We start from the raw sequence: 23,565 nt of genomic DNA on the forward strand, positions 1-23,565 counted from the left end.
CATGGCCTCTACACGTTGTTCATCGAATGCGAACGACCGAGGACAGGGACCGAACGGACACCATCATGACGACCAGCACCACCACGCTCTCCGAGCTGCTTCGCGAGGAGACCCGGCAGGCACATGAGAACGCGGAGCACTCCGTGTTCATGGAACGCCTGTTGGATGGGAGTCTGGGTGTCGAGGCGTTCGTGGCGTTCCAGGAGCAGGCGTACCTGTTCTACTCGGCTCTGGAGGACGCGGTGGAGGCCTGCTCGGGTGACTCCCGACTGGGTGCCGTCGCGGACCGACTGCTCGACCGCCGTGCGGTCCTGCAGGAGGACCTTCGTGCACTCGGAGGCACCGTGGATGCCGTCGCCCTGGAGGAGACGGCTGGGTATGTCGCCGAACTGCAGCGCATCGGCCGGGAGCGTGACGTCCCGGCACTCGTCGCCCACCACTACACCCGCTACCTGGGTGACTTGGCGGGCGGCCAGGTGATCGGCCGGCTCATGCAGCGCCACTATGGCGTGGATGGGTCGGCCCTCGCCTTCTATAGCTTCCCGCACATCGAGAAGCCGAAGCTTTACCGTGACGCCTACCGCGGTGCATTGGACTCCCTGGAGTTGACCGATGTCGAGCGCGATCACCTGCTGACAGCAGCAGGGGAGGCCTTCGCCTATAACTCGGGTGTTTTTGAGGGGCTACGCAGGACGTTGTCCTCGCACTGGCCCGAGCACTTGGTTTAGGGTAGGCTCACGAAATAACGTGGTAATGGACCCCTCGAACCCAGGAAGGTGACGGTCATGCAGCAGGCAGCACGTGCACAATTCGACGACCCCGCGGTCGTTCACTCCGCAGCGGTCGCCGACCTGCTGGACGCCGCAGGCAACTCCGCGCTGGACTGTGTGCACCGGTCGTCGGTCTTCAGCCGCATGGCGGATGGCACTTTGCCGTTCGCCGGGCGCGCCGCCTACCTGGAACAGCACTGGGAGGGGCTACGCATCCTGCGCGCCGCCTTGGGCGCCACGGGCCTGCCCGTCGATCCGGTGGCACTCGCCCCGATGCGCACGGCCCTGGCTGGTGCCACGGAGAGTTTCGCCGTCGCCCTCGACCGCGCGCACGCCACAGCCCGCTGGCGCGACCGGCACGTGACCATGCCGTCGATGCTGCAGTTCCGCCGCCACATCGGTGAACTGCAGGACGCCGGCGATACGCTCGGCCTGGTCGCACAGACCTACCTGCGTCTCACCTTGGCACGGGCATGCCCCGGCCCGGCGGTCGATGAGTCCGCCGACCCCACCTCCCTGCAGCGCGTCGTCGATTCCCTGGTCATTGATGAGGAATCCCTGGAGTTGCTCTCCGAGGAGCTCAGTGCCGCCCTGCTGCTGCTGATGCAGCACGGCTCGGATGTCTGCCGTGGCTACCACGAACGGGACGCGGACAGCAGTTGTGCTGTCACGGTGTCTACGATTCGCCACGCCCTGCAGTGAGTGTCGGCAGGGACACGGGCAGCAACATCCGCGTCAGCGCCGTCGCCTTCATCCGCCGCGCACCCAGTGCACTCGGTGGCTACGAAGTGCTCACCGTTCGCAAGCAGGGCACCGACCTCTACCAGTACCCCGGTGGTAAACCAGAGCCGGGGGAGGACGCCGTCAGCGCCGCTGTCCGCGAGGTCGCCGAGGAGACCGGCATCGCCGTCGCGGCGTCCTGCCTGACGTCGGTGGGCACGTTCACCGCCGAGGCGGCGAACGAGCGGGGACACTCGGTCACCGCGGACCTCTTCCTTCATGAGGGTGCTCCGGGCGAGGCGGTCGACCCGGTCGTCGCCGCCGAGATCGCCGATGCCCGATGGCTCCCGCTCGGCACCACCACGCACACTCCGGACGACCCGGCGCACCGGCTCGCCCCGCTGATGTTCACCACCTTCCCGGCACTCGCCGACACACTGACCTTCGCCAAGAACAATCCGGGACGCCCCGGGACGTGGGAACACGCGTGCCTGGACTGGCTCGGCGAGGCCGCCGACCGCGGGGGAGTACCCGTGGCCGGGGTCGTGGGAACCGGCGGTGCGTCCGGCGAGGACCTGCTGCTGCAGCGTGTCGAGCAGGCGGCGCCGACGCCGGCGCACGCCGAGGAGTTCGGCCGCCGACTGGCGGCGACCCACGCCAGCGGGGCAGCGTCCTTCGGCGCGGGGCCCGCCGGCTGGGACGGCCCCGGCTACCAGGGCCCCAACGACAACCTGCTGGATCTGCCCTTAACCCCGCACGATCGGTGGGGCACTTTCTACGCCGAGGTGGTGCTCGGCCCGCTGGAGCGTCGTGTGCCCGGCGGGATCCCCGGCACCGCACGACTGCTCGACCGGCTCACCGCCGGCGACTTCGACGATGAACGCCCGCCTGCCCGGCTGCACGGCGACCTGTGGTCCGGCAATGTGCTGTGGGGACGCGACGGGGCGGTGCTCATCGACCCGTCCGCCCATGGTGGCCACCCGCTGACCGACCTGGGATTCCTGACGATGTTCGGTGCCCCGCACCTGGAGCACGTGCTCGGCGCCTACGAGGAGGCCGCCGGGCTCGACGCCGGCTGGCGTGACCTGTTCGACCTGCACCGCCTGCAGGTGCTCTACCTGCACGCCGCGGTCTTCGGCGGCGGCTACGTGAGCGAGGCGGCCGCGGGTGTACACCGTGCGCTGAGCCTGTGACCTTATGGGAGAATGAGCGCCATGACCACAGCCAGTTCCTCCGCTGACATCACACCGCTCTCCCCGCCCGACTCGATGAACCGGGTGGCCCCCAGATATGTACCGGCCCGTTATGTCTGCGACCTCCCGTGGACGGTCATTCCGCTGATCGCGGTCATCGTCGGCGCGGTGATCGCCTCTGATGGACTCGCCCTGACCCTGTGGATCATCGCCGCCGTCCTGGTAGCCGTCCTCTGCTGGCAGGTGTGGTTCATTCCCACCCAGGCCAAGCGGCGGCGCTGGTTGGAGACCGAGGACGAACTGTTGATCACCAAGGGCCGGCTGTGGCGGACGTTCACCGTGGTGCCCTATGGGCGCATCCAGTACGTGGACGTCACCGCCGGGCCGGTCGACCGGCTCTTCGACCTGAAGAAGGTCAAACTCAACACTGCCTCGTCCACCAGCGACTCCACCGTCGTCGGGCTCACCGGTGCTGACGCCGACGCCCTGCGCGACCGGCTGTCCGTCGCCGCCCGCGAGAGGATGAGCGGACTGTGAGCACCCAGGCTGGGGTGGAAGAGCCGGCGGGGGATCCGGCGGGGGCCCAAGACCGCTGGCGGCGCGTCCACCCGCTGAGTCCGCTGCTGCGCATGTGGGCCGTGCTGGTGGGTATCGCTGCGGTGCTGTTGGCACAACAGGCCGAGACCCTGGGACGGCTGCGCGACCTGCTGGCGGACACGTCCTTGCCCACCGCCCTGGTCGTCCTGGTGGCGGTGGTGGCGGTGCCGGTGGTGTTCTTCATCGGCTGGGTGGTGTCCCTGCCGTGGTGGCGTGCCACCGGCTACCGCATCACCGAGGAGGAGATCGCGGTCCGCCGCGGAGTGTTGTCCCGCCAGTTGCGCACCGCCCGATTCGACCGCGTGCAGGCGGTGGACGTGGTCGAGCCGCTGGCCCCGCGGCTATTCCGTCTGGCAGGGGTGCGCGTGGAAACCGCCGGCGGCTCGGACAGTTCGGTCAACGTGGAGTACCTGCCGCGTGCGGACGCCGAGACGCTGCGCGCCGATCTGTTGCACCTGGTCAACGGGACGCCGGACGGTGCCGACGAGTCCCCGGAGCGTCATGACGGTCCTATTCCTGCGACCGCGTCTGCTGCTGGGCCGGCGGGGGCGGGGGAGGACGCCGCCCGGATTGTGGTGCCCACGATCCCGATCTTCCGCTCGGTCGTCGCCGCGGCCCTGTCCGGCTCATCCCTACTGGTGGTGATCGGTGTGGTGGTCTCTATTGCGACCCCGGCCGGCGCGGCGGTGCTGCTGCCCGCGCTGGCGGGTGCGGTCCCGTGGTTCTGGGGTGTGCTCAACGCCAGCTGGCGGTTCACCGCCAAGCTGGACGGCGACATCCTCGGCATCACTTTCGGATTGTCGGAACGTCGCCGTCAGTCGATTCCGCTGGACCGGGTGCATGCCGTGGAGGTGTCGCAACCCCTGGTGTGGCGTCTGCTGGGCTGGTGGAAGGTGCGGGTCGACGTCGCCGGCTATGGCAACGGGGAAGGCTCGAAGGGGTCCACCACCACCGTGCTGCCGGTGGGCGAACTACCCGTGGCACTGCACGTTCTTGAACTGCTCAGCCCGCTGTCACCGCCGGAGATCACCGGTGTCGCGCACCCGCAGGGCCGTGCCGACGAGCTGGACGGGGCACAAGACGCCGCGTCCGGCACCGGGCTGCGCACCTACCTCAGCCCGCCGGCGGCGAGGTGGGTATCGCCGGTGGACCGCACCCGACAGAGCGTCACGCTGGTCACCGATCCGTCCTCTGACCCGTCTCTGCACGGGGAGGCGCAGTTGCGTGCAGTGGTGTCGCACCGCGGACGGTTACGCCGGGTGGTGTCGGTGATCTCCCCGGCGCACATCCAGGAGCTCACGCTGCGCAGCGGGCCGGTGCAGAAGGTCCTGGGCCTGGCGGGTGTGCGTTTCGACCTGGTGCCCGGCCCGGTGATGATGGCCGGACGCGACCTCACGGTCGTCGACGCGACCGACCTGGTCAGCCGGCTGCGCGCGCGGAGTCTGCCGGCGCCGGAGCGTCCTCGCTCTGCTCGGGGTGCCCCGCAGGCCTGAGCGCCCACCAGGCGCAGGTCGCGGCGAGTACGACGACGACCATATTGCGCAACGCCAGCACCACGGTGGCGCCGAAGTCCGGCGGGTTGGCGATCAACCAGTCGTAGAACGCCGGGTAGACCAGGGTGGTCAGCAGCGCGGCGATGAGGATCTCCACGGCGATCACGGTGTTGATCGTGCTGCCGGCCCTGCGCCGGCTGACCAGCAGCGCTACCGCTGCGATCGGTGCGATCCACGCCAGGTACTGCGGGGAGAACACCTTGTTCGTCACGATGATCAGCATGATCAGCATCATCGCGAAGGTCAGGGCCCGCCCGGGCGTCCAGTCGTCGCGCAGCAGGCGGCGCAGCGCCCACCCGAGCGCCACGAGGATGCTCGCCGTGGTCAGCAGGGTCAGCACCGTCAGCGCCACGCCCACGCCGGGACCGGCAATCTCGTAGCTCTTCGAACTCGCGTAGCTCATCGTCCAGGGGTTGGCGGAGGACGACACCAGGTCGTGCAACCCCGCGGCGAGCATAAACGGGGTGGCGCCGATCGATTCGACCTGCAGGCCACGGTCGCCCTGGTAGGTCAGCGGGGAAATCAGCCGGTCCATCCCGCCGAGGGCGATGACCAGCAGGCACAGCACCACGAGGGAGGCGAAGAACCAGGCCACGCGCACCCAGGTGCTCGCCCGCCGGAACCCGCCGACCAAGGCCGCGCCCAGCACCCCAGGCCACAGTTTCATCATCGTGGCCACCGCCAGCAGCACCGTGGCGATCCGCGAGTAGCGCGCGCCGGCGAAGAGCATCGCGGCGAAACCGGCGACGAGGATGCCGGGGAAGATATCCAGCCTGGTCAGGAAGATCGGCCCAGATACTCCGGCGAAAAGGATCCAGAACCACGCCGGCCACACGGTGCCTCGCGGGGTGCCCGCCCGCCACAGGTACACCGTGAACAACGCCGAGACCAGCAGCGACAGTGCCACGAAGCCGACGATGAAGGCGTCCTGCGAGGGAGTGACCCACTCGACGATCCGGGCCGGCCAGGTGCCGACCTCGGGGTACTCGTCCATCGCCGTCGGATCGAGGCCGGCGAGGCCGGAGTGGTAGTAGCGCACATCGCCGGTGGACGTCCCCGCCACGGCGATCCACACCACGGCGATGAGGTGGGCGAGCACCCAACCGACGGTGGCGGTGGCCGGGTGGGCCAGCCGGCGGTGCCGGGCGACAGTCGGCTCAGAAGGCGTCGCAGACTCAAGGCGGGGTGAACTCACAGCAGGGATTCTATCGTAGGCCCCGAAAGGTCCAGAGAGCCTCCGGGAACCTCCGGGAGCCTCCGTAGGGTTCCGGGTGCCCCGGGGCGGGGGCCGGTGCTGCGCGCCGCCCGTGCAAGGGTATAAATTATCGTGAATGGAACTTATCCTTCTTGTCTTCGTTGCGGTCCTTGTGGGGGCGTGCATGCAGCGAGTCTCCGGCATGGGGGTCGGACTGGTCGGCGGGCCGGTGCTCAGCATCGCCCTCGGGCCGGTCGAGGGGATCATGGTGATCAACGTGATCGCCGCGGTCAACGCCGCGATGTCCACGGTCACCGTGCGCCGCGATATTGACTGGGGAAAGTTCGCCTTGATCGGTTCCGTGATGGTCATCGGGGCTATACCGGGTGCCTGGCTCATCCACGTGATCTCCCCGGCGGTGCTGCAGATTGTCGTCGGCGCGCTGCTGCTGATCGCCCTGGGGATCACCACCTTCGGCAAGCGCTACATCCCGCCGATGTCGGGGCGTCTGCCCGCGGCGATCTCCGGGATCGTCGGCGGGTTCAGCAATACTCTCGCCGGTGTCGCCGGCCCGGTGATCACCGTCTACGCCCAGGCATCGCGCTGGGACCAGCGCACCTTTTCAGCCACGCTGCAGCCGTTGTTCATCGTCTCCGGGGTGGTCAGCTTCGCCATCAAGGCATTCAGCGGTGCCGGCGACATCTCCGGGACGCCCTGGGGGATCTGGCCGGCAGCGCTGGTGGCGATGGTCATCGGCATCGCGATGGGCATGGTCTTCGCCAAGCGGATCGAGCGGGAAAAGGCCAGGGTGCTGGCCGTGACGATCGCCTCCCTGGGCGCGGCCACCGTGCTTGTCCGCGGCGTTATGGCGCTGTCGTGACGGCCCGCGGACACCTGGGTTCTAGGGTCGGGGTCTAGGGTGGTGACACGTGCCTGACTCAACCCGAGAAGCAACGATGACGTCCGGACGGCTGAGCCGTCGGGCGTTGGTGGTGTGGTTCGCCGCGGTCATCGCCTACATCCTGGCGATCACCGGACGGACCTCCCTGGGCGTCGCCGGCGTCGAGGCGATGGACCAGTTCCACATCGACGCCTCCCGCCTGGCGGTGTTCACCTCCGTGCAGGTCGGCGTCTACGCCTGCGCCCAGATCCCGATGGGCATGCTCATCGACAGGTTCGGACCGCGCCGCATGCTCGTCGTCGGTGCTTTGTTGATGGGGATTGGGCAGGTGCTGCTCGGGCTTACGTCGTCCTACCCGGTGGCGATTGTCGCCCGGATGATCATCGGCTCGGCGGACGCCACGGCGTTCCTGTCGGTCATGCGTCTGCTGCCGGCGTGGATCCCGCCGCGCAAGGCACCGGTGTTCACCCAGCTCACCGGTGGACTCGGCTATGTTGGCCAGTTCATGTCCGCCGTGCCGTTCTCGATGCTGCTGCACGCCTACGGCTGGTCGCCGGCGTTCCTCTCGCTGGGTGCCGGCAGCGTGCTGGTCGCGCTACTGGCCTGGCTCGCGGTGGCGGATGCCCCGGACCCGACCCCCACTTCAGCGGCCCCGGCGTCCTCAATGGCGCAGGAGGGCAGCAGTGAGCCTGCCGCGCGCATGGGGATCCGCGCCACACTGACGTTCGTGGTCCGCCAACCCGCCTGCTGGCTCGGCTTCTTCATCCACTTCACCCTGATGAGTCAGGTGGTTTTCACCCTCTTGTGGGGAGTGCCACTGATGACGCTGGGCCAGGGGCTCAGCGAGGCTCAGGCCTCCGGCATCCTGGTGATCAACATGGTGGTCAGCGTGCTCGTCGGCCCGGTGATGGGTGTGATTTCAGGACGTGCGGGACGCCGCCGACCCGAGGTCGCGCTGGTGGCCACGCTGATCGTGGCGTCCACCTGGGTGGTGTTCTTCCTCTCCCCGGATCCGCGGGGACTGGTGGCCGTGGCGGTGGTCAACATCATCGTGCCGGCATTGGCCCCCGTGGCGAACTACGGCTTCGACACCGTGCGTGAGGAGGTCGACCGCAGGTTCACCGCCACGGCGACGGGCCTGTCGAATATGGGTGGTTTCTTCGCCGCGATGATCGCCGCCCAGGCCGCCGGGCTGGTATTGGACGCGGTCTCCGACGGCGGGGACTACACCTGGGCCGACTTCCGCATCGCCTGGTGCGCCCTCGGAGTGGTCTGGTTGTTCGGCATCGTGGGCCTGCTGATCAGCAGAGTGAAGATGCAACGCTGGCGGAGCAGGGCCGCCGCCGGCGCAGACGAGACCCCGGCCGCCTGAAACCCCGGGCGTTTGTTGGTCTGATCTGTCATGACCAACAAACGCGAGGGGTTCTGGAACGAGGCGGCTCAGTAGGTCGGCATCTCCGGGTGCAGGACCCGCACCCACTCCAGGACGCCGCCGTCCAGGTGTGCCACCGACTCCTCGCGTCCGGCGAAGGAGGACGCCACCGCCTCCACCGCCAACGCCGAGCGGACCCCCGAGCGGCAGTGGAAGATCACGTCTCGCCCGCCGACCCCGTCCGGCAGGGCGCTAACACCGGCCTCCTGCAGAGCAACAAGCGGGACGGCCCGCGCCCCAGGGATCGCCACGATGTCGCGCTCCCAGTCCTCGCGCACGTCCACCAGCACCGCACCGGAACGCAGCCGGGCGTCCAGCTCGTCCACCGTCACTGTCGCAGCCTCCGCGGGCCCGGACCCGAGCGAGCATGCCTGCGTCATGTCCTGCACCGAGGTGACCAGGGGCGCCTCCGGGTCTGGGACAATACGCAGTTCCCGGAAACTCATCGCCAGGGCGTCGTGCAGCAGAACTCGTCCATACAAGGGGTCACCGCACCCGGTGAGCAGCTTCACCGCCTCGGCAGCCATCAGTGATCCCAGCGTGCCAGGCAGTGCCCCGATGACCCCGCCGGCGGCGCAACTGGGCACCGAACCTGGCGGTGGAGGGTCCGGGTGCAGGTCACGGTAGGTGATCCCGTCGTGGGAGGGGCCGGACCAGAACACCGACACCCGCCCCTCGAAGCGCAATACGGAGCCCCACACGCATGGGGTGGAGGTCAGGGTGCACGCATCGGAGACCAGGTAGCGGGTGGCGAAGTTGTCCGCGCCGTCGACAACGAGGTCGTAGCCGCCGACCAGGTCCACAGCATCACTAGCACCCAGCCTCATCCCATGGCGTTCCACGCTGACCAGCGGATTGATCCGGGCTACGGCGTCGGCGGCGGAATCGACCTTGGGTTCGCCGACTGTATCGACGGAGTGCACGACCTGTCGCTGCAGGTTGCTGACCTCCACTACATCATCATCGATGATCCCGAGGGTGCCCACTCCGGCGGCGGCAAGGTACTGCAGTACAGGCGAGCCCAGTCCGCCAGCCCCAATGACGAGCACGCGGGCCGCCTTGAGCCGGCGCTGCCCAGTCACCCCGATCTCCGACAGACTCAGGTGCCGGGCGTAGCGCGCGGACTCCTGCGCGGTGAGCGCCGGGCCCGGTTCGACGAGAGGAGTCGGCAGAGGCTTCACAGCGCCCCCGCCGGGTCGATCAGCCCGTCCTGCGGGGAGGACGCCACCGCGCCGCGTGCCCACGGACGTCGCGGGATGCGTCCGGCACCACGGGCGAGGCGTCCGGCCTCCACGGCGTGGCGCATGGCGAGAGCCATCGCCGCCGGGTCCTGCGCGCGGGTCACCGCGCTGGCCAGCAGGACGCCGTCGCAGCCGAGTTCCATGGCCAGCGTGGCGTCGGAGGCGGTGCCGACCCCGGCGTCGAGGATCACCGGTACGGTGGCGTTCTCGCAGATCATGGCGATGTTGTGCGGGTTGAGCACCCCAAGCCCCGTGCCGATCGGCGAGCCCAGCGGCATCACCGCGACCGCCCCGGCGGACTCCAGGGTGCGGGCCACCACGGGGTCGTCGGAAGTGTAGGCGTAGACCTCGAAGCCGTCGGCGGTGAGTTGTTCGGTGGCGTCGACGAGTTCCACGACGTCGGGCAGCAGGGTGCGGTCGTCGGCGAGGATCTCCAGTTTCACCCGGTTCGTGCCCAGTGCCTCACGTCCCAGGCGGGCGGTGAGCAGGGCGTCGCGGGTGGTGTAGCAGCCGGCGGTGTTGGGCAGCACGTCGATGCCCAGGCGGGAGAGTAGCCCGAATAAGGAGGTGCCGGTGGTGGGGTCGAAGCGGCGCAGGGCGACGGTGGTCATCGTCGTGCCGGACGCGGTGAGCGCGTCCTCCAGCACCTCCAGGGAGGTCGCCCCGCCGGTGCCGGTGATCAGGCGGGAGCCCAGGGTGCTCGAGCCGATGGTGAGTGCGTCAGTATGCACAGTATTCACGGTGCGCTCAGCCTCCCTGCATCGCGGTGATGATCTCGACATGCGCGCCGTCGGGCGTGACGGTGCTGGCCCAGCTGCTGCGCGGCACGATGCCGGAGTCCAGCGCCACGGCCACGCCGAGTTGGTCGGAGTCGGGGTCTTGCCCGGTGACGTCGGCGACGATGTCGGCGACGGTGGTCTGCGGGTCCACGCTGCGTGGCGTGCCGTTGACGGTGATCTGGTTCATGGGTGCTCCAGGGTCCTTTCCAGGGAGGTGGTGGCGAGGAGGGAGGTGTCGGCAGAATCTGCTGATCCGGTAATGAGCCCGCCAACGAGCCGGGCGCTCACCGGCGCCAGCAGTACCCCGTGGCGCGAGTGGCCGGTGCACACCAGCACCCCGTCGACCATGCCCTCGTGACCGGGCACCTGGCCCAGGTAGGGGATGTCGTCGGGGGTGCCGGGGCGGGCGCGGGCGAGGATCTCGGTGAGTTCCAGGTCAGCGGCACCGGGCACCAGGATCTGCGCGTCGCGCAGCAGTTGGTGGGCGCCCTCGAGGGAGACGCCGTCGAAGCCGTCCTCGCGCTCGGTCGCCCCGATCACCATGCCCCCGTCCTGCCGGGGCACGAGGTAGACCGGCCGGCCGTCCACGAGGCCGCGCACGGTGCGTTCAAGCAGTGCAGGACGCCCCGGTCGCAGGTGGGCGCGCAGGATGTCGCCGTGCACCGGGCGCAGCGCGACGCGTCCTGCCTCCGGCAGCCCGCCGATGCCAGCCAGCGCCAGGCCGGGGCACAGCACAGTGGTATCGGCGTGCAGGCCGGTGCCGTCGTCGAGCAGCACCCCCGTCACGGCGCCGTTCTCGCGCAGGACGCTCCGGACGCTGACACGGTGCAGCGTCCCCGCGGGGCCGCTCGCGCCGCTCGGCGCAGTGAGCGCCTCCAGGAGGGCGTCCACCAGCACGCGCGGGTCAACCTGGTGGTCCTCGGCGAGCAGGAATGCCCCGGCGATCCCCGGCGACAGTGCCGGCTCCAACCGGCGGGCCTGGCGCACGGTGAGCCTTTCGACGTCCATGCCCGCGCCACCCTGGACCTCGGCGAGGTCGGCCAGCGCCGCCACATCGCCGCGCGTGGCACCCACCCCCAGCGTGGCGGTGGCGCGGTAACCCACCGGATGGCCCACGGCGTCCTCCAACCCGGCGATGAACTCCGGATAGGCGGCGGCGGAGGCACGCATCAGCGGCCGGATCCGGTCGTGGCCGTGCACGACCTCGCTGACCGCGGCGAGCATGCCGGCGGCGGCACGGCTGGCGCCGGACCCCGGGGCGGGGTCGACGACGGTGACGGTGTGTCCGGCCTGCCGCAGCGACCAGGCCGTACTCAGCCCAATCACCCCGGCGCCGACGACAAGAATGTCGGGCATCTGCGTTCTGTTCCTCCGGCGGCATGATCCGCATCAGGTGTGAACGGTCGACCGGTGTGCCCCGGTCCTCTCAGCCCCGGCATCGGGGGCTCCCGTCGTTCGCGTAACGACTACCATCACACCATATGAACCCACAGCAGCGCACGGATGCCCCCGCAACGACAGGTGCCCGGCGGCGCAGCCGGCTCCAGGATGCCCAGCTCTACCTGTGCACCACGGCGCGCCGGGAGCAGGGCGATCTGGAGGACTTCCTGCACGCCGCTTTCGACGGCGGCGTGGACATCGTGCAGATCCGTGATCGTTCGATCAGCACCAGCGAGGAGATCGCGGCGCTGGAGGTGTTGTCCCGCGTCGCCGCCGAACATGACGGGCTCGTCGCCGTGAACGATCGGGCGGATATCGCGGTCCTCGTGGGGGCGGACGTCCTGCATATCGGGCAGGACGATCTGAGCGTCGCGCAGGCGCGGCGGATCGTGGGGCCCGACGTCCTGGTGGGACTGTCGACCCACTCACTTGACCAGGCGCGGGCAGCGATGCAGGACGACGCCCTGGACTACTTCTGCACCGGCCCGGTGTGGGAGACGCCGACGAAGCCGGGGCGGACCGCCACCGGCCTGGAACTGGTGACCCGTACCGCGGAGATGCTCGACGCGGCCGGGAGCACGAAACCCTGGTTCACCATCGGCGGGGTCAACGAGGCGACCCTGCCGGCCGTCGTCGCAGCCGGGGGACGCCGCGCGGTGGTGGTGCGTGGGGTGACCACCGCCGATGACCCGCGGGCCGCGGCGGCGGGGCTCAGGAAGGTGCTGGCTCCTAGAGCTCGCTGACGGGGCGCTCGCCGTCGACGAACTCGACGGTGCGCTGACCGGACACGGTGTCGCGTCCGGCGAACTCCACCACGGCGTCGGCGACGAGCTCCCGGGCGGTGTGGGAATCAGCGCGGTCCAGATCGGCGGTGACCGGGGCGAAGCCGGTAGCGGGCTCCTCGGTGAGCGCGGCCGGGCCGAGGATCACGTAGTCCAGGCCCTCGGTGGCGACGAGGCGGTCGTCGACGGTCTTCTTCGAGTCCGCGTAGGCGAAGAAGTCGTCGGTCTCCGGCACGGTGTGGTTGCGCGCGCCAGCGTAGGAAACGTTGATGTAGCGCGGCGTGGTGCCTGCATCGCGCAACCGCTCCAAGGAGTCGATGACGGCCAGGGCGGCGTCGCGGTCCACCGCATAGGTCACGTCCTGACCTGAGCGGCCACCGTTGCCGGCGGTCCACACCACGACGTCGAAGGCGCCGAGGACCTCGTCCCACTGCTCCGGGGTGAGGGCGGTAACGTCCTTGACCAGTGCAGAGGCGCCGAGCGACTCGATCTCCGCGGTCTGGTCGGGGTTGCGGATGAGGGACGTGACCTCGAAGCCGTCCTTGACGAGTTTCGGTGCTGCCAGCAGTCCGACCTTGCCGTGCCCGCCAATGATGAGAATGTTCGTCATGTTGTGCCTCCTATTGGTGTGGTGTGACGGGGCCGTCTCTGGTCGCCGTCCCTTCCCACAACAGGTGGACCGTGCGGTCTATTCCGTCTGATCCGGGATCGCGAGAGTAGTCTGGGTCACGTTGTATAAAGATCAGTGATGCAGGACATAAGCGATGCAGAACATCAGTGAGGAGCAGTGCCCGTGAATCTCGAGCTCTCGGAGGAGGACGTCGCCTTCCGCGACAAACTCCGCAGTATTTTCGCTGACGTGCCCGCGGAGATCCGTACCCGCATGCGCGCCGGCCACGTCACCCGCGACGATATCGTCGCCGCGCAGCGCGTCCTCAACCACCACGGCGTTGCCGTCCCGCACTGGCCGGTCGAGCACGGTGGGCAGGACTGGACCCCTGTGCAGTCCCACATCTACACCAATGAACTGCAGCGCGCCGGCATCCCCGAACCGCTGGCCTTCAACACCGGCATGGTCGGTCCCGTGATCGCCGCCTTCGGCAGCGAGGAGATCAAGGACCGATTCCTGGCGAAGACCGCCAACCTGGACATCTGGTGGGCCCAGGGCTTCTCCGAACCCGGCGCAGGTTCCGACCTGGCAGGACTGTCGACCACCGCGGTGCGCGACGGCGACCATTACGTGGTCAATGGGCAGAAGACCTGGACCACACTGGGGCAGTACGGCGAGTGGATGTTCCTGCTGGCCCGCACCGACCCGTCGGCACCGAAGAAGCAGCAGGGGATCTCCTTCCTGCTCGTCGACCTGGACACTCCGGGCATCGAACGCCGCCCCATCCGCCTAATCGACGGGTCCGTGGAGGTCAATGAGTTCTTCTTCACCGATGTGCGCATCCCGGTGGAGAACCTCGTCGGCGAGGAGAACAAGGGCTGGACCTATGCCAAGTTCCTGCTCGGCAATGAGCGCAACGGCATCACCCAGGTCGGTACGAGCCAACGCCAGTACGCCGACGTCGTGGAGGCGGCGGCGCAGCGCACCCTCGGCGGGCGCCGCGTGATCGACGACCCCCTGTTCCGCGACCGTCTCTACGACGTGAAACTTCGCCTCAAGGCAGTCGAGGCCACCCAGCTGCGGGTGACGGCCACGAGCACGGACGGTAAGCCCAGCCCGCTGTCCTCGATGCTGAAGATCGAGGGTAGCCGCCTGCTCCAGGAGATCAACGAGCTGGCCGTCGAGGCGCTCGGCAGCGACGCCGTCGAGATCACCGGTGGCGACGGCGGCGAGCACGATGAGCACGGCGATGCTGTCGTGCGTTACCTCAACAACCGCAAGGTCTCCATCTACGGAGGCACCAACGAGGTCCAGGCGAATGTCATCGCCAAGGCCATCCTCGGACTCTAGGAGCGATACGACCATGGATCTTTCCCTGACAGATGAACAGCGCATGCTCGCCGACTCCGTCCGCAGCGTCTTCTCCGGCGCCGAGGACGACCCCACCAGCGGTGCCGTCGCTCCCGACGGGGCGCTCACGTTCCGCCGGGACCTTTGGCAGCAGGCCGCGGAACTCGGGGTGACGGGCCTAGTCATCGACGAGCGGTACGACGGCGCGGGGGCGGGCGTGGGCGAGGCCTACGCCGCCGCGGGCGTGCTCGGCGACCTCGCCGTCCCCGAACCGGTCACCGAGTTGGCGCATATGCCGGCGTGGCTGCTGCAGGACCTCGGCACCGAGGAGCAGAAGTCGACCTGGTTGCCGGGCATTGCCGCTGGTGAACGGCTCCTGGCGCTCGCCCACGCCGAAGTGGGCACCGGGTGGGCCGACCCGCGCACCGCCACCGTCGTCGACGGTCGACTCAGCGGTGCCAAGCGTGCCGTCGCCGCGCCCGGCGACGTGGATGCCTTCCTCGTCACTGCGGTGGAGGACGGCTCCCTCGGCGTCTACCTCGTCACCGCCGGCGACGGCGTGACGGTCAGCGTCCACCGCGACGCGCAGTGGGCCCCGGTCGGCACTGTGGAGTTCCGCGACGCCCCGGCCGAGCGGCTCGACGGCGACGGCTCGCAGTCGGCACCGGGCCTGACACCGGAGCAGGCGCTGCGCCGTGCCATTGCCCTGGCGCGGGTCGTCGAGGGCGGTCGGGCGGCGGGGCTCATGGGTGCCGCGATGACGCAGACGGTGGAGTACCTGAAGGTCCGCAAGCAGTTCGGGGTCACCCTCAACAATTTCCAGGTGCTGACCCACCGGGCCGCCCAGTTGTATTCAGACGTGGAACTGGCCCGATCCACCGCGCTGTGGGCAGCAGCCATGGCGGAGACGGCAGAGGCAGGGGAGACAGGTGAGCACAGCGAACTCGGTCTTGAGGAACTCGAGGCCGCGGCGTTGGACAGTTTCGTCTTCCTCGCACGCCAGGCCCGGGTGGTGGCGGAAGAGTCAATCCAGCTGCACGGTGGCATCGGTGTCACCTACGAGACCGCCGTCAGCCACTATGCGGCGGCGTTGACCGGCTTCCGGCAGCTCTACGGCGGCGTACTGGAGGCCAGGGGAGAGGGCATGGTGTCGGCGAGGTTGGAGGATACGCCGAGTGCACTGTTGAACAACGAACTGTTCACCTACGGCTAGGACGGTGCTTCCCGCGCACCATCTCGCGGTGCATCCCGCGCCGCGTGCCGGATTCGGCCTTTGCGTGCCGGCGGCGGGGCGGATCCGGCACGTGACGCGGGGTCGTCGTCTAGGCGTCGTCTAGGCGTCGCCGGGGCGTCCGGCAGGGCGTCCTGTAGGCACGGGAGAACCCCCGCCACAAGAAGATGTGGCGGGGGTTCGACTCCGTGCTGTCGAGAGGTACTGGACTAGCAGTCGTAGTACAGCTCGAACTCGTGCGGGGTCGGGCGCAGACGGGCCGGGGAGATCTCGTTCTCGTACTTGTACGCGATGTAGGTCTCCAGGAGGTCGTCGGTGAAGACGCCACCCTCGGTGAGGAACTCGTTGTCCTCCTCCAGGGCCTGTAGCGCGGCCTCGAGGGAGGTCGGCGCGGTCGGGATGGTGGCCGCTTCCTCCGGGGGAAGCTCGTAGAGGTCCTTGTCGACCGGGGCGTGCGGCTCGATGCGGTTCTTGATGCCGTCGAGGCCGGCGAGCATCATCGCTGCCATGCCCAGGTAGGGGTTGCCCGAGGGGTCCGGCGCGCGGAACTCGAGGCGCTTGGCCTTCGGGTTGGAGCCGGTGATCGGGATACGCACCGCGGCGGAGCGGTTACGCTGCGAGTAGACCAGGTTGATGGGGGCCTCGAAGCCCGGCACCAGACGGTGGTAGGAGTTCAGCGTGGGGTTGGTGAACGCCAGGACCGCACCGGCGTGGTGCAGGATGCCGCCGATGTAGTAGCGGGCCAGGTCGGACAGGCCGGCGTAGCCTGCCTCGTCGTGGAACAGCGGCTTGCCGTCCTTCCACAGCGACTGGTGGGCGTGCATGCCCGAGCCGTTGTCGCCGGCCAGCGGCTTCGGCATGAACGTCGCCGACTTGCCGTGGGCGGCGGCGGTGTTCTTGATGATGTACTTGAACGACTGCAGGTCGTCGGCGGCGTGCAGCAGGGTGTTGAACTTGTAGTTGATCTCCTGCTGTCCACCGGTGCCCACCTCGTGGTGGAAGCGCTCAAGGTCGTAACCGGAGGCGGCGAGGTTGCGGACCATCTCGTCGCGGACGTCCACGGTCTGGTCGTACGGCGGGACCGGGAAGTAACCACCCTTGACGCGGGTCTTGTAACCGGTGTTCGGGGTGCCGTCGGTGTTGGTCTCCTTACCGCGGTTCCACCAGCCCTCGTTGGAGTCGACCTCGTAGAAGGCGGAGTTCTGATCGGCGGAGTAGCGCACCTTGTCAAAGAGGTAGAACTCGGCCTCCAGGCCGAAGTTGCAGATGTCGGCGATGCCGGTGGACGCGAGGTACTCCTCGGCCTTACGGGCGACGTTGCGCGGGTCCCGGGAGAAGGGCTCACGGGTGAACGGGTCGTGCACGAAGAACTTCACGTTCAGCGTCTTGGCCTTGCGGAACGGGTCAACCGTTGCCGTGGCCAGGTCGGGCAGCAGGTTCATGTCCGACTCGTCGATGGTGGTAAAGCCACGGACCGAGGAGCCGTCGAAGGCCAGGCCGGTCTCGATGGCGTCCTCGTCGAAGGCTGCCGCGGGAATGGTGAAGTGCTGCTCCACGCCGGGGACGTCAGTGAATCGGACGTCGACGAACTCGATGTCATTGTCCGCGATGTACTTCGTGACCTCTTCGGCCGTCTTAAATGCCACTTCTGGACTCCTTGCAGTCATGTTCGACCCAACTCGTTGTCTCGTTGTCTCACGATGGGATTTCACCCTGCCGGGTGCGTCGGGAGCGATTCTATTGTGGGGTTGTTGCCCTAATGTCAATCCAATGTTACCGGCGTGTAACTGGTCGTCACTGTCGGTGGGACGAAAGGTGTTGCGCTCCGGGGCCGATGCGGGCGTCCCCGGTTGGGGCATCACCCTAAGGATACTGGCAGCGGCATTCGGGTGTGCATAGCCGGGGTGTTCCACCGCAGAATTGGGGGGCCGTCACAGGGCCGGTACGCTTGATGATCATGGCGAAACGGCAGAACAGCAGTGGTAGCGGGGACGAGCGTCGTCAACGTCGCAAAGGCATCCGGGAGGACCGTGCCCGGCAATCGAGTTGGTTGGAGGGGCCCCAGGTCCCCGGAAAATACGAGAACCCCCATGACCTGAGTTCGTATCCGGGCAAGTTGCTCGGACTACCGGCGTCGGGACCGGGCTCGGTGTCCTCGATCTTCCCGCGCGCGCTGGCGCTGCTGGTGGACTGGTTGATCTGTTATGGAATTGCCTTCTTCCTCACTCAGATGACGAGCGCGCTGGGCGGAATATCCACCGTGGTGCTGATGGTTTGGATCGTCTGGCGCATTGTGACGGTCTGGCTGTTCGGTCAGTCGCCGGGGCACGCGCTGCTCGGCATCGGCGTCGCGCGTGTGGACGACCCGGACGCCCGTGTCGGCTTCGTCCGCGCGGTGGTGCGCACGGTGCTCACCATCTTCCTGTTCCCGCCGCTGATCCAGGACACTGATAGTCGTGGCATGCACGACCGGGCGACGGGCACCGCAGTGATCCGCACTCGCTGACCGTCGCGGACGTCCGGACATCGCACACAGAACCCCACGCAGATGTTGGTCCTGACCTCTCAGACCAACAACGGCGTGGGGTTTCGTGCACTTCGCCCGGACGTACAAAGAACCCCCGGGAACCGTCAACGTATCGGACGGTCCCCGGGGGTTCTTCAGGCCCTCTGGGAGGGGCCTCAGCCCTTCTTGTTGCGCTGGGCGGCGCGACGGGCACGACGGTTCACGCCGGCCGGGTTGGCGGCGTTGCGCGGCATCGGCCCCTTGGGGAGCATCGACTCACGCGAGTGCAGGCGGGCGATCGACTCCACCTTGCTGTTGAGGCCGTCGACCTCGTTCTTCTTGATGTTGCGCGGCAGACGGACCAGGTGGTTCTGCAGCTTGCGGATCTGGACCTCGTCTTCACCCTCGCCGACGTACACGTCGTAAATCGGGGTGTTGCCGAGGATGCGGGCCAGGCGCTTGCGCTCCTGGGCCATCATCGGACGCAGACGGTGACGGCTTCCCTCACCGACGAGCACCACACCGGGCACGCCGACCACGCGGTGGATGGCGTCCATGTGGGTGTTCGAGGCCACGGCGGTCTCGGTGATCCACTTGACGCCGACACCGTTACGCAGGTTCTGCAGGGCCCAGCCTGCGGCACCTGCCTCGCCCTCGATCTGGTCGTACACACCGGCCTGCAGACGGCGGGAGAAGATCCAGAAGCCCACCATCACACCGATGGCGATACCCACGATGAGGTTCAGCCACCACCAGCCGAAGAAGTAGCTGAGCCCCAGCATGACCAGCACCGGGACAAGGAACCCCAGCAGCATGTAGGGGATGAGCTTCTTGTCCTTCTTGCGCTGCATCTGGAAGGCCTGCCACATCTGGCCTCGCGTCTGCTTGCGACGTGACTTCTTGGCGGCCTTCTCAAGCCGCTTGTTTTCTTTCTCCCGGGGATCCTTCGCCATACCGCCTACCTTAGAACATCAGCGCCCCAGGACCGACAATGGCCATCCACCGGGGCGGGGAACAACTAGCGCGCCGAGGAGACCGGGGTCTCGACCGACGGGCCGTACTTGTCCAGCAGCGTGCTGGCCTCCTGGCTGGTGGTGGACCCCAGGGTCTCACCGAGGTGGGCGAGGTTGTCCGGAAGAGCCTCGCCGCGGGCGGCCTTGGCCTCGGCGTAGAGACGTCCGGAACGGTAGGACGAACGGACCAACGGGCCGGACATGACCGCACCGAAGCCGAGCTCCTTGGCGAACTCGGAGTGCTCCATGAACTCCTCGGGCTTCACCCACCGCTCGATCGGGTGGTGCATCGACGTCGGGCGCAGGTACTGGGTGATGGTGATGATGTCGCAGCCGGCGTCCTTCAGATCGGTCAGGGAGGACTGCACCTCCTCAGCCGTCTCACCCATGCCCAGGATCAGGTTCGACTTCGTCACCAGACCGAAGTCACGGGCGGCACGGATGACCTCCAGCGACCGGTCGTAGCGGAAGGCCGGACGGATGCGCTTGAAGATGCGCGGTACGGTCTCCAGGTTGTGGGCGAAGACCTCGGGGCGTGCCTCGAAGACCTCGGCCAGCAGATCGGGCTTCGCGGAGAAGTCCGGGGTGAGGTTTTCCACGCCGGTGTGCGGGTTGACCTCGTGAACCTTGCGCACGATCTCGGCGTACAGCCACGCGCCCTCGTCGTCGAGGTCGTCGCGGGTCACGCCGGTGATGGTGGCGTAGCGCAGGTCCATTTCGCGGATGTTCTCCGCCACGCGGCGCGGCTCGTCACGGTCCAGCGGGGTCGGCTTGCCGGATTTGATCTGGCAGAAGTCACATCGACGAGAACAGGTGTCGCCACCGATGAGGAAGGACGCCTCGCGTTCCTCCCAGCACTCGTGGATGTTGGGGCAGCCGGCCTCCTGGCACACCGTGTGCAGCCCGGCACCGGCGACCCGCGACTTCATGTCACGGTATTCCGGGCCCATCTTGGCCTGCGTGCGGATCCACCGCGGCTTCTGCTCGATGGGGGTCTGGGAGTTCTTCGCCTCGATGCGGAGAAGTCGTCGTCCGTCTGATGTAACAGTCACGGCCCCCACCCTACGCTGCATCGTTCAGTGACGCTAACTGACTCCCATCGTCGAAAGCAGGTCAAAAAGCCTGTTCAGGACGGTACGGCGCCGTGTGCGAGTTCCTCGGGGACGTCCACTTCCGACATCTCGAGCGCCCCGTCCAGTGCGTCGAGCAGGTGTCCGGTGAAGATCTCGGTCACGTCGGCGACGGTGATCTCGCGTCCCAGTTCTTCAGACAAGGTGGTCACCCCGGTGTCCGCCAGGCCGCAGGGCACGATGTGGTCGTAGTACTCCAGGGTGTTGTCGCAGTTCAGTGCGACACCGTGCATGGTCACCCCGCGGGTGACGCGGATGCCGACGGCGGCGACCTTCCGGGCGGGGACGAGTTCGCCGCGGCGCAGCCCGGCGGGCAGCCACACCCCGGAGCGTCCGGGGACGCGTCCGGCGTTTTCCAGGCCGACCTCCAGACAGGTCGCAAGGACGGCCTCCTCGATCCGGCGGACGTAGTCGACGACGTCGATCGGGTCGGCGAGTTTCACGATCGGGTAGGCCACGAGCTGGCCGGGACCGTGCCAGGTGATCCGGCCACCGCGGTCCACGTCGACGACGGGCAGCCCGTTGGTGGGCAGGTCCTCCGGCTGGGTGCGCTTGCCGGCGGTGTAGGTCGGCGGGTGCTGGAGCAGGAGCACGGTGTCGTCGATCTCGCCGTCGGCGCGGCGGCGGGCGAGTTCGGCCTGGCGGTCCCAGGTGGATAGGTAGTCCACCGTCCCGAGGTCGTCGACGGTGACTGGAGAGTCCGACAGTCGGATGGATCCGTGTTGATATCCCATGACTAACGACTCTACCCCGCCGCCGCACAAGTGCGGTGACGGGGTAGGACGGCTTCAGGAGGGGACTAGATCTCCAGGTCGGAGCTGAAGTCGATGTTCTCCAGGCGGTCGCGGACGGTGGTCAGGAACCGTCCGGCGTCCGCACCGTCGACGACCTGGTGGTCGTAGGTCATCGGCAGGTACACCATGCTGCGGATACCGATGCTGTCCGAGCCGTCCTCGGTGATGACGACCGGGCGCTTGCGGATCGCGCCGGTGCCGATCATCGCGGCCTGCGGCGGGACCAGGATCGGGGTATCAGTCAGCGCACCCTCGGAGCCGATGTTGGTGATGGTGAAGGTTCCACCGGTCACGTCGTTCGGCTTGAGCTTCTTGTTGCGGGCCCGGTCGGCGATGTCAGCAATGGCCTTGGCCAGCTCCGGCAGGGACATGTCCTGCGCGTCGTGGATGACCGGGGACAGCAGGCCGTCCTTGGTGTCCACGGCGATGCCGAGGTTGACCTTGCCGTGGTAGGTCATCTCCTGGGTGTCGGCGTTGTAGGACGCGTTCACGTTCGGGTGGGCGACGAGGGCCTCCACGATTGCCTTGGCGAAGAACGGCAGGAACGTGAGGTTCAGGCCGTGCTTGTCCTGGAAGGCAGCCTTGGATGCCTTGCGCAGCTCGGCGACGTGGGTCATGTCGACCTCGTGGACCTGGGTGAGCTGGGCTGCACCGTGCAGGGACTCCAGCGTGGTCTTCGCGGTGATCGCGCGGATGCGGTTGACCTTCTGGGTGGTGCCGCGCAGCGACGCCTTCTCCGGGTCGACGCCCTTGGCGGGAGCCTTCTCGGCCTTCTTGGTGGAGCCACCGTCGGCGGCGGCGAGGACGTCCTGCTTGCGGATGCGTCCACCGACACCGGTGCCCTCCACGGAGGACAGGTTCACGCCGTGCTTCTCGGCGAGCTTGCGCACCAGCGGGGTGACGTAGGGCAGGTTGCCGTCGGCGGGCTCGCCGGCGTCGGACGCGGGAGCCTCATCCTTGGGCTCCTCCTTCGTCGGGGCCTCCTTCTTGGGCTCCGGTGCCGACTCCTTGGCGGGCTCGGCCTTCTTCTCCGGCTCCTTCTTGGGCTCCGGGGCCGGCTCCTCTGCGGGCTCCTCGGCCGGTGCGGCGGAGGCGTCGCCGACGCGGGCGATCACGCCGCCGACGTCGATGGTGTCGTCCTCCTCAGCGAGGATCTCCAGCAGCGTACCTGCGACCGGGGACGGAACCTCGGTGTCGACCTTGTCGGTCGAGACCTCGAGGAGGGGCTCGTCGACCTCAACCTCGTCGCCGACCTTCTTCAGCCACTGGGTGATGGTGCCCTCGGTGACGGACTCGCCGAGCTCCGGCATCGTCACGTCGGTGCCCGCGCCACCGCCGTTGGATGCGGCAGGCTTGGACTCTGCGGCCGGCTCTGCAGCGGGCTCCTCGGCAGGCTCCTCAGCCGGCTCTTCGGCGGGCTCCTCGTCAGCGGAGTCTGCGGAATCAGATGAGTCGGAGGAATCGGCGGTCTCGCCTTCCTCACCGATCTCGGCGATAACGGCACCGACGTCAACGGTGTCGTCCTCGTCGGCGATGATCTTCAGCAGAACGCCGGCGGCGGGGGAGGGGATCTCCGTGTCGACCTTGTCCGTGGAGACTTCGAGCAGGGGTTCGTCGACCTCCACGGTGTCGCCGACCTTCTTCAGCCACTGGGTGACAGTGCCTTCTGTGACGGATTCGCCCAGCTCGGGCATTTCGACGGAGTGCGCCATGGTGTTGAAGCTCCTAGTTAACGACGGGGTACAGATGTGGAGTACGTGGATCGGTCCGCGGTACCCAGAGAAGTACGCAGAGAAAAACAGAGAAGTGGTCTCTGACCGAATACTATATATGGTAGCGCTGTCGGAGTCGTTCTGCTGGCACGGGGCTCCCACAACCGGGGGACGTGCCGGGGACGTGGTCGGGATGTACGGAGTTCACCTAGTATCGGTGGCGTGTTCAACATCTTTGGCCGATCACGTCGTTCCGGACCGCGCCCACCCCGGGCCCCGGGTGGTAAGGCACGGCAACACGACCTCGACTATCTGCGCAACTGGGCTGCGCAGCGCGAGGGGGTGGAAGGGTTCGTGGAGCCGGAGACGCTGGTCAACGAGATGTCAGTGGTGCTGGTGGACGCCACCGGCGAGTGGACGCGTCGGCGTATCGGCGGTCCCCGCGGCGTGGACGAGGTGGCCGATGCCACCGGCGTCCGGTTGTTCGACGCGGAGAAGACCGGCTACCCGCAGCGCATGCGCGACCGGATCGAACGCGACCGGATCATCCGCAAACGCCTCGAGCAGCAGGAGCGCCGCGCCCGCTTCGAGGAGCGCCGCGCGGACGGGGAGTGAG

22 protein-coding genes and 2 pseudogenes are annotated in these 23,565 nt (G+C 68.1%); 13 read left to right on the plus strand and 11 right to left on the minus strand.

What is annotated here, in order from left to right:
• Nucleotides 1-65 precede the first annotated feature (65 nt).
• From ACT3SZ_RS14565 to ACT3SZ_RS14590, 6 genes and pseudogenes are all read left to right on the plus strand, one after another.
• Nucleotides 66-728, plus strand: coding sequence for a biliverdin-producing heme oxygenase (locus tag ACT3SZ_RS14565; RefSeq protein WP_444619794.1), 663 nt, complete (start codon nt 66-68; stop codon nt 726-728).
• Between the two features lie 57 nt (nt 729-785).
• Nucleotides 786-1,472, plus strand: a complete 687-nt coding sequence (locus ACT3SZ_RS14570) for a hypothetical protein (RefSeq protein ID WP_444619796.1) — start codon at nt 786-788, stop codon at nt 1,470-1,472.
• Between the two features lie 86 nt (nt 1,473-1,558).
• Nucleotides 1,559-1,858: pseudogene (locus ACT3SZ_RS14575) on the plus strand (NUDIX hydrolase); the annotation flags it as partial.
• Between the two features lie 36 nt (nt 1,859-1,894).
• Nucleotides 1,895-2,683: a fructosamine kinase family protein gene (locus ACT3SZ_RS14580; protein WP_444619872.1), complete on the plus strand. Its 789-nt coding sequence runs from the start codon at nt 1,895-1,897 to the stop codon at nt 2,681-2,683.
• Nucleotides 2,684-2,758: 75 nt separating this feature from the next.
• Nucleotides 2,759-3,220: a PH domain-containing protein gene (locus ACT3SZ_RS14585; protein WP_444619874.1), complete on the plus strand. Its 462-nt coding sequence runs from the start codon at nt 2,759-2,761 to the stop codon at nt 3,218-3,220.
• The gene (locus ACT3SZ_RS14590; RefSeq protein ID WP_444619798.1) at nt 3,217-4,773 is read left to right on the plus strand and encodes a PH domain-containing protein; all 1,557 of its coding nucleotides are present in this window, start codon (nt 3,217-3,219) and stop codon (nt 4,771-4,773) included. The genes ACT3SZ_RS14585 and ACT3SZ_RS14590 overlap by 4 nt, the downstream gene beginning before the upstream one ends.
• On the opposite strand, the gene ACT3SZ_RS14595 is transcribed toward ACT3SZ_RS14590, so the two are convergent.
• Entirely contained in the window at nt 4,700-6,028 is a 1,329-nt protein-coding gene (locus ACT3SZ_RS14595) for a glycosyltransferase 87 family protein (RefSeq protein ID WP_444619800.1), read from the minus strand. The two genes, ACT3SZ_RS14590 and ACT3SZ_RS14595, sit on opposite strands and share 74 nt — an antisense overlap.
• Nucleotides 6,029-6,164: 136 nt before the next feature.
• Between ACT3SZ_RS14595 and ACT3SZ_RS14600 the strand changes: the two genes are divergently transcribed.
• Nucleotides 6,165-6,908, plus strand: a complete 744-nt coding sequence (locus ACT3SZ_RS14600; RefSeq protein ID WP_444619802.1) for a sulfite exporter TauE/SafE family protein — start codon at nt 6,165-6,167, stop codon at nt 6,906-6,908.
• Nucleotides 6,909-6,984: 76 nt separating this feature from the next.
• Nucleotides 6,985-8,301: an MFS transporter gene (locus tag ACT3SZ_RS14605; RefSeq protein WP_444619876.1), complete on the plus strand. Its 1,317-nt coding sequence runs from the start codon at nt 6,985-6,987 to the stop codon at nt 8,299-8,301.
• A gap of 68 nt (nt 8,302-8,369) precedes the next feature.
• On the opposite strand, the gene moeB is transcribed toward ACT3SZ_RS14605, so the two are convergent.
• The 4 genes and pseudogenes from moeB to thiO all read right to left on the minus strand — a co-directional run.
• Nucleotides 8,370-9,542 (minus strand): molybdopterin-synthase adenylyltransferase MoeB, encoded by a 1,173-nt coding sequence (gene moeB / locus ACT3SZ_RS14610; protein ID WP_444619804.1) that lies wholly within the window; start codon nt 9,540-9,542, stop codon nt 8,370-8,372.
• Nucleotides 9,539-10,384, minus strand: a complete 846-nt coding sequence (locus ACT3SZ_RS14615) for a thiazole synthase (protein ID WP_444619806.1) — start codon at nt 10,382-10,384, stop codon at nt 9,539-9,541. The genes moeB and ACT3SZ_RS14615 overlap by 4 nt, the downstream gene beginning before the upstream one ends.
• Nucleotides 10,350-10,568 carry a sulfur carrier protein ThiS gene (gene thiS / locus ACT3SZ_RS14620; protein ID WP_444619808.1) on the minus strand — a complete coding sequence of 73 codons (219 nt, stop codon included), beginning with the start codon at nt 10,566-10,568 and terminating at the stop codon, nt 10,350-10,352. The genes ACT3SZ_RS14615 and thiS overlap by 35 nt, the downstream gene beginning before the upstream one ends.
• Nucleotides 10,565-11,755, minus strand: a pseudogene (gene thiO, locus ACT3SZ_RS14625) (glycine oxidase ThiO); the annotation flags it as partial. The pseudogene thiO and the gene thiS, both read right to left, overlap by 4 nt.
• A 107-nt stretch (nt 11,756-11,862) precedes the next feature.
• Between thiO and thiE the strand changes: the two are divergent.
• Nucleotides 11,863-12,564: a thiamine phosphate synthase gene (gene thiE / locus ACT3SZ_RS14630; protein WP_444619810.1), complete on the plus strand. Its 702-nt coding sequence runs from the start codon at nt 11,863-11,865 to the stop codon at nt 12,562-12,564.
• Here thiE and ACT3SZ_RS14635 read toward each other — a convergent pair.
• Entirely contained in the window at nt 12,551-13,213 is a 663-nt protein-coding gene (locus ACT3SZ_RS14635) for an NAD(P)H-binding protein (RefSeq protein WP_444619812.1), read from the minus strand. The genes thiE and ACT3SZ_RS14635 overlap by 14 nt on opposite strands.
• 183 nt (nt 13,214-13,396) lie before the next feature.
• On the opposite strand from ACT3SZ_RS14635, the gene ACT3SZ_RS14640 reads away from it, so the two are divergent.
• Complete coding sequence (locus tag ACT3SZ_RS14640; protein ID WP_444619814.1) at nt 13,397-14,563, plus strand: acyl-CoA dehydrogenase family protein; 1,167 nt, start codon at nt 13,397-13,399, stop codon at nt 14,561-14,563.
• A 13-nt stretch (nt 14,564-14,576) separates the two neighbouring features.
• Nucleotides 14,577-15,776, plus strand: coding sequence for an acyl-CoA dehydrogenase family protein (locus tag ACT3SZ_RS14645; RefSeq protein ID WP_444619816.1), 1,200 nt, complete (start codon nt 14,577-14,579; stop codon nt 15,774-15,776).
• A 227-nt stretch (nt 15,777-16,003) separates the two neighbouring features.
• On the opposite strand, the gene glnA is transcribed toward ACT3SZ_RS14645, so the two are convergent.
• A complete protein-coding gene (gene glnA / locus ACT3SZ_RS14650) occupies nt 16,004-17,440 on the minus strand; it encodes a type I glutamate--ammonia ligase (protein ID WP_444619818.1) in 1,437 nt (478 codons plus the stop codon).
• Nucleotides 17,441-17,751: 311 nt separating this feature from the next.
• On the opposite strand from glnA, the gene ACT3SZ_RS14655 reads away from it, so the two are divergent.
• A complete protein-coding gene (locus ACT3SZ_RS14655) occupies nt 17,752-18,300 on the plus strand; it encodes an RDD family protein (protein WP_444619819.1) in 549 nt (182 codons plus the stop codon).
• A 176-nt stretch (nt 18,301-18,476) separates the two neighbouring features.
• Here the strand turns inward: ACT3SZ_RS14655 and ACT3SZ_RS14660 are convergent, their stop codons facing one another.
• The 4 genes from ACT3SZ_RS14660 to sucB all read right to left on the minus strand — a co-directional run bounded on the left by ACT3SZ_RS14660 (nt 18,477) and on the right by sucB (nt 22,949).
• Nucleotides 18,477-19,253, minus strand: coding sequence for a DUF4191 domain-containing protein (locus tag ACT3SZ_RS14660; protein ID WP_444619821.1), 777 nt, complete (start codon nt 19,251-19,253; stop codon nt 18,477-18,479).
• A 65-nt stretch (nt 19,254-19,318) separates the two neighbouring features.
• Nucleotides 19,319-20,365, minus strand: a complete 1,047-nt coding sequence (gene lipA, locus ACT3SZ_RS14665; RefSeq protein WP_444619822.1) for a lipoyl synthase — start codon at nt 20,363-20,365, stop codon at nt 19,319-19,321.
• 74 nt (nt 20,366-20,439) lie between these two features.
• Nucleotides 20,440-21,177: a lipoyl(octanoyl) transferase LipB gene (lipB, locus tag ACT3SZ_RS14670; protein WP_444619824.1), complete on the minus strand. Its 738-nt coding sequence runs from the start codon at nt 21,175-21,177 to the stop codon at nt 20,440-20,442.
• 65 nt (nt 21,178-21,242) lie between these two features.
• Nucleotides 21,243-22,949: a 2-oxoglutarate dehydrogenase, E2 component, dihydrolipoamide succinyltransferase gene (sucB, locus tag ACT3SZ_RS14675; protein WP_444619826.1), complete on the minus strand. Its 1,707-nt coding sequence runs from the start codon at nt 22,947-22,949 to the stop codon at nt 21,243-21,245.
• Nucleotides 22,950-23,171: 222 nt separating this feature from the next.
• Here sucB and ACT3SZ_RS14680 point away from each other — a divergent pair, with 222 nt between their 5' ends.
• Nucleotides 23,172-23,564, plus strand: a complete 393-nt coding sequence (locus ACT3SZ_RS14680; protein WP_444619828.1) for an oxidoreductase — start codon at nt 23,172-23,174, stop codon at nt 23,562-23,564.
• The last annotated feature ends 1 nt before the right edge of the window (nt 23,565 follow it).

The organism is Corynebacterium sp. AOP40-9SA-29, assembly GCF_052377405.1.
GTDB lineage: Bacteria > Actinomycetota > Actinomycetes > Mycobacteriales > Mycobacteriaceae > Corynebacterium.

Coding starts and splice junctions, on each gene's coding strand:
- ACT3SZ_RS14660 (WP_444619821.1), bottom strand. CDS start 19,253: ATGGCGAAGGATCCCCGGGAGAAAGAAAACAAGCGGCTTGAGAAGGCC.
- ACT3SZ_RS14600 (WP_444619802.1), top strand. CDS start 6,165: ATGGAACTTATCCTTCTTGTCTTCGTTGCGGTCCTTGTGGGGGCGTGC.
- sucB (WP_444619826.1), bottom strand. CDS start 22,949: ATGGCGCACTCCGTCGAAATGCCCGAGCTGGGCGAATCCGTCACAGAA.
- ACT3SZ_RS14570 (WP_444619796.1), top strand. CDS start 786: ATGCAGCAGGCAGCACGTGCACAATTCGACGACCCCGCGGTCGTTCAC.
- thiE (WP_444619810.1), top strand. CDS start 11,863: ATGAACCCACAGCAGCGCACGGATGCCCCCGCAACGACAGGTGCCCGG.
- ACT3SZ_RS14615 (WP_444619806.1), bottom strand. CDS start 10,384: ATGTCGAGATCATCACCGCGATGCAGGGAGGCTGAGCGCACCGTGAAT.
- ACT3SZ_RS14585 (WP_444619874.1), top strand. CDS start 2,759: ATGAACCGGGTGGCCCCCAGATATGTACCGGCCCGTTATGTCTGCGAC.
- ACT3SZ_RS14635 (WP_444619812.1), bottom strand. CDS start 13,213: ATGACGAACATTCTCATCATTGGCGGGCACGGCAAGGTCGGACTGCTG.
- ACT3SZ_RS14655 (WP_444619819.1), top strand. CDS start 17,752: ATGGCGAAACGGCAGAACAGCAGTGGTAGCGGGGACGAGCGTCGTCAA.
- thiS (WP_444619808.1), bottom strand. CDS start 10,568: ATGAACCAGATCACCGTCAACGGCACGCCACGCAGCGTGGACCCGCAG.
- ACT3SZ_RS14565 (WP_444619794.1), top strand. CDS start 66: ATGACGACCAGCACCACCACGCTCTCCGAGCTGCTTCGCGAGGAGACC.
- ACT3SZ_RS14580 (WP_444619872.1), top strand. CDS start 1,895: ATGTTCACCACCTTCCCGGCACTCGCCGACACACTGACCTTCGCCAAG.
- ACT3SZ_RS14645 (WP_444619816.1), top strand. CDS start 14,577: ATGGATCTTTCCCTGACAGATGAACAGCGCATGCTCGCCGACTCCGTC.
- ACT3SZ_RS14605 (WP_444619876.1), top strand. CDS start 6,985: ATGACGTCCGGACGGCTGAGCCGTCGGGCGTTGGTGGTGTGGTTCGCC.
- lipB (WP_444619824.1), bottom strand. CDS start 21,177: ATGGGATATCAACACGGATCCATCCGACTGTCGGACTCTCCAGTCACC.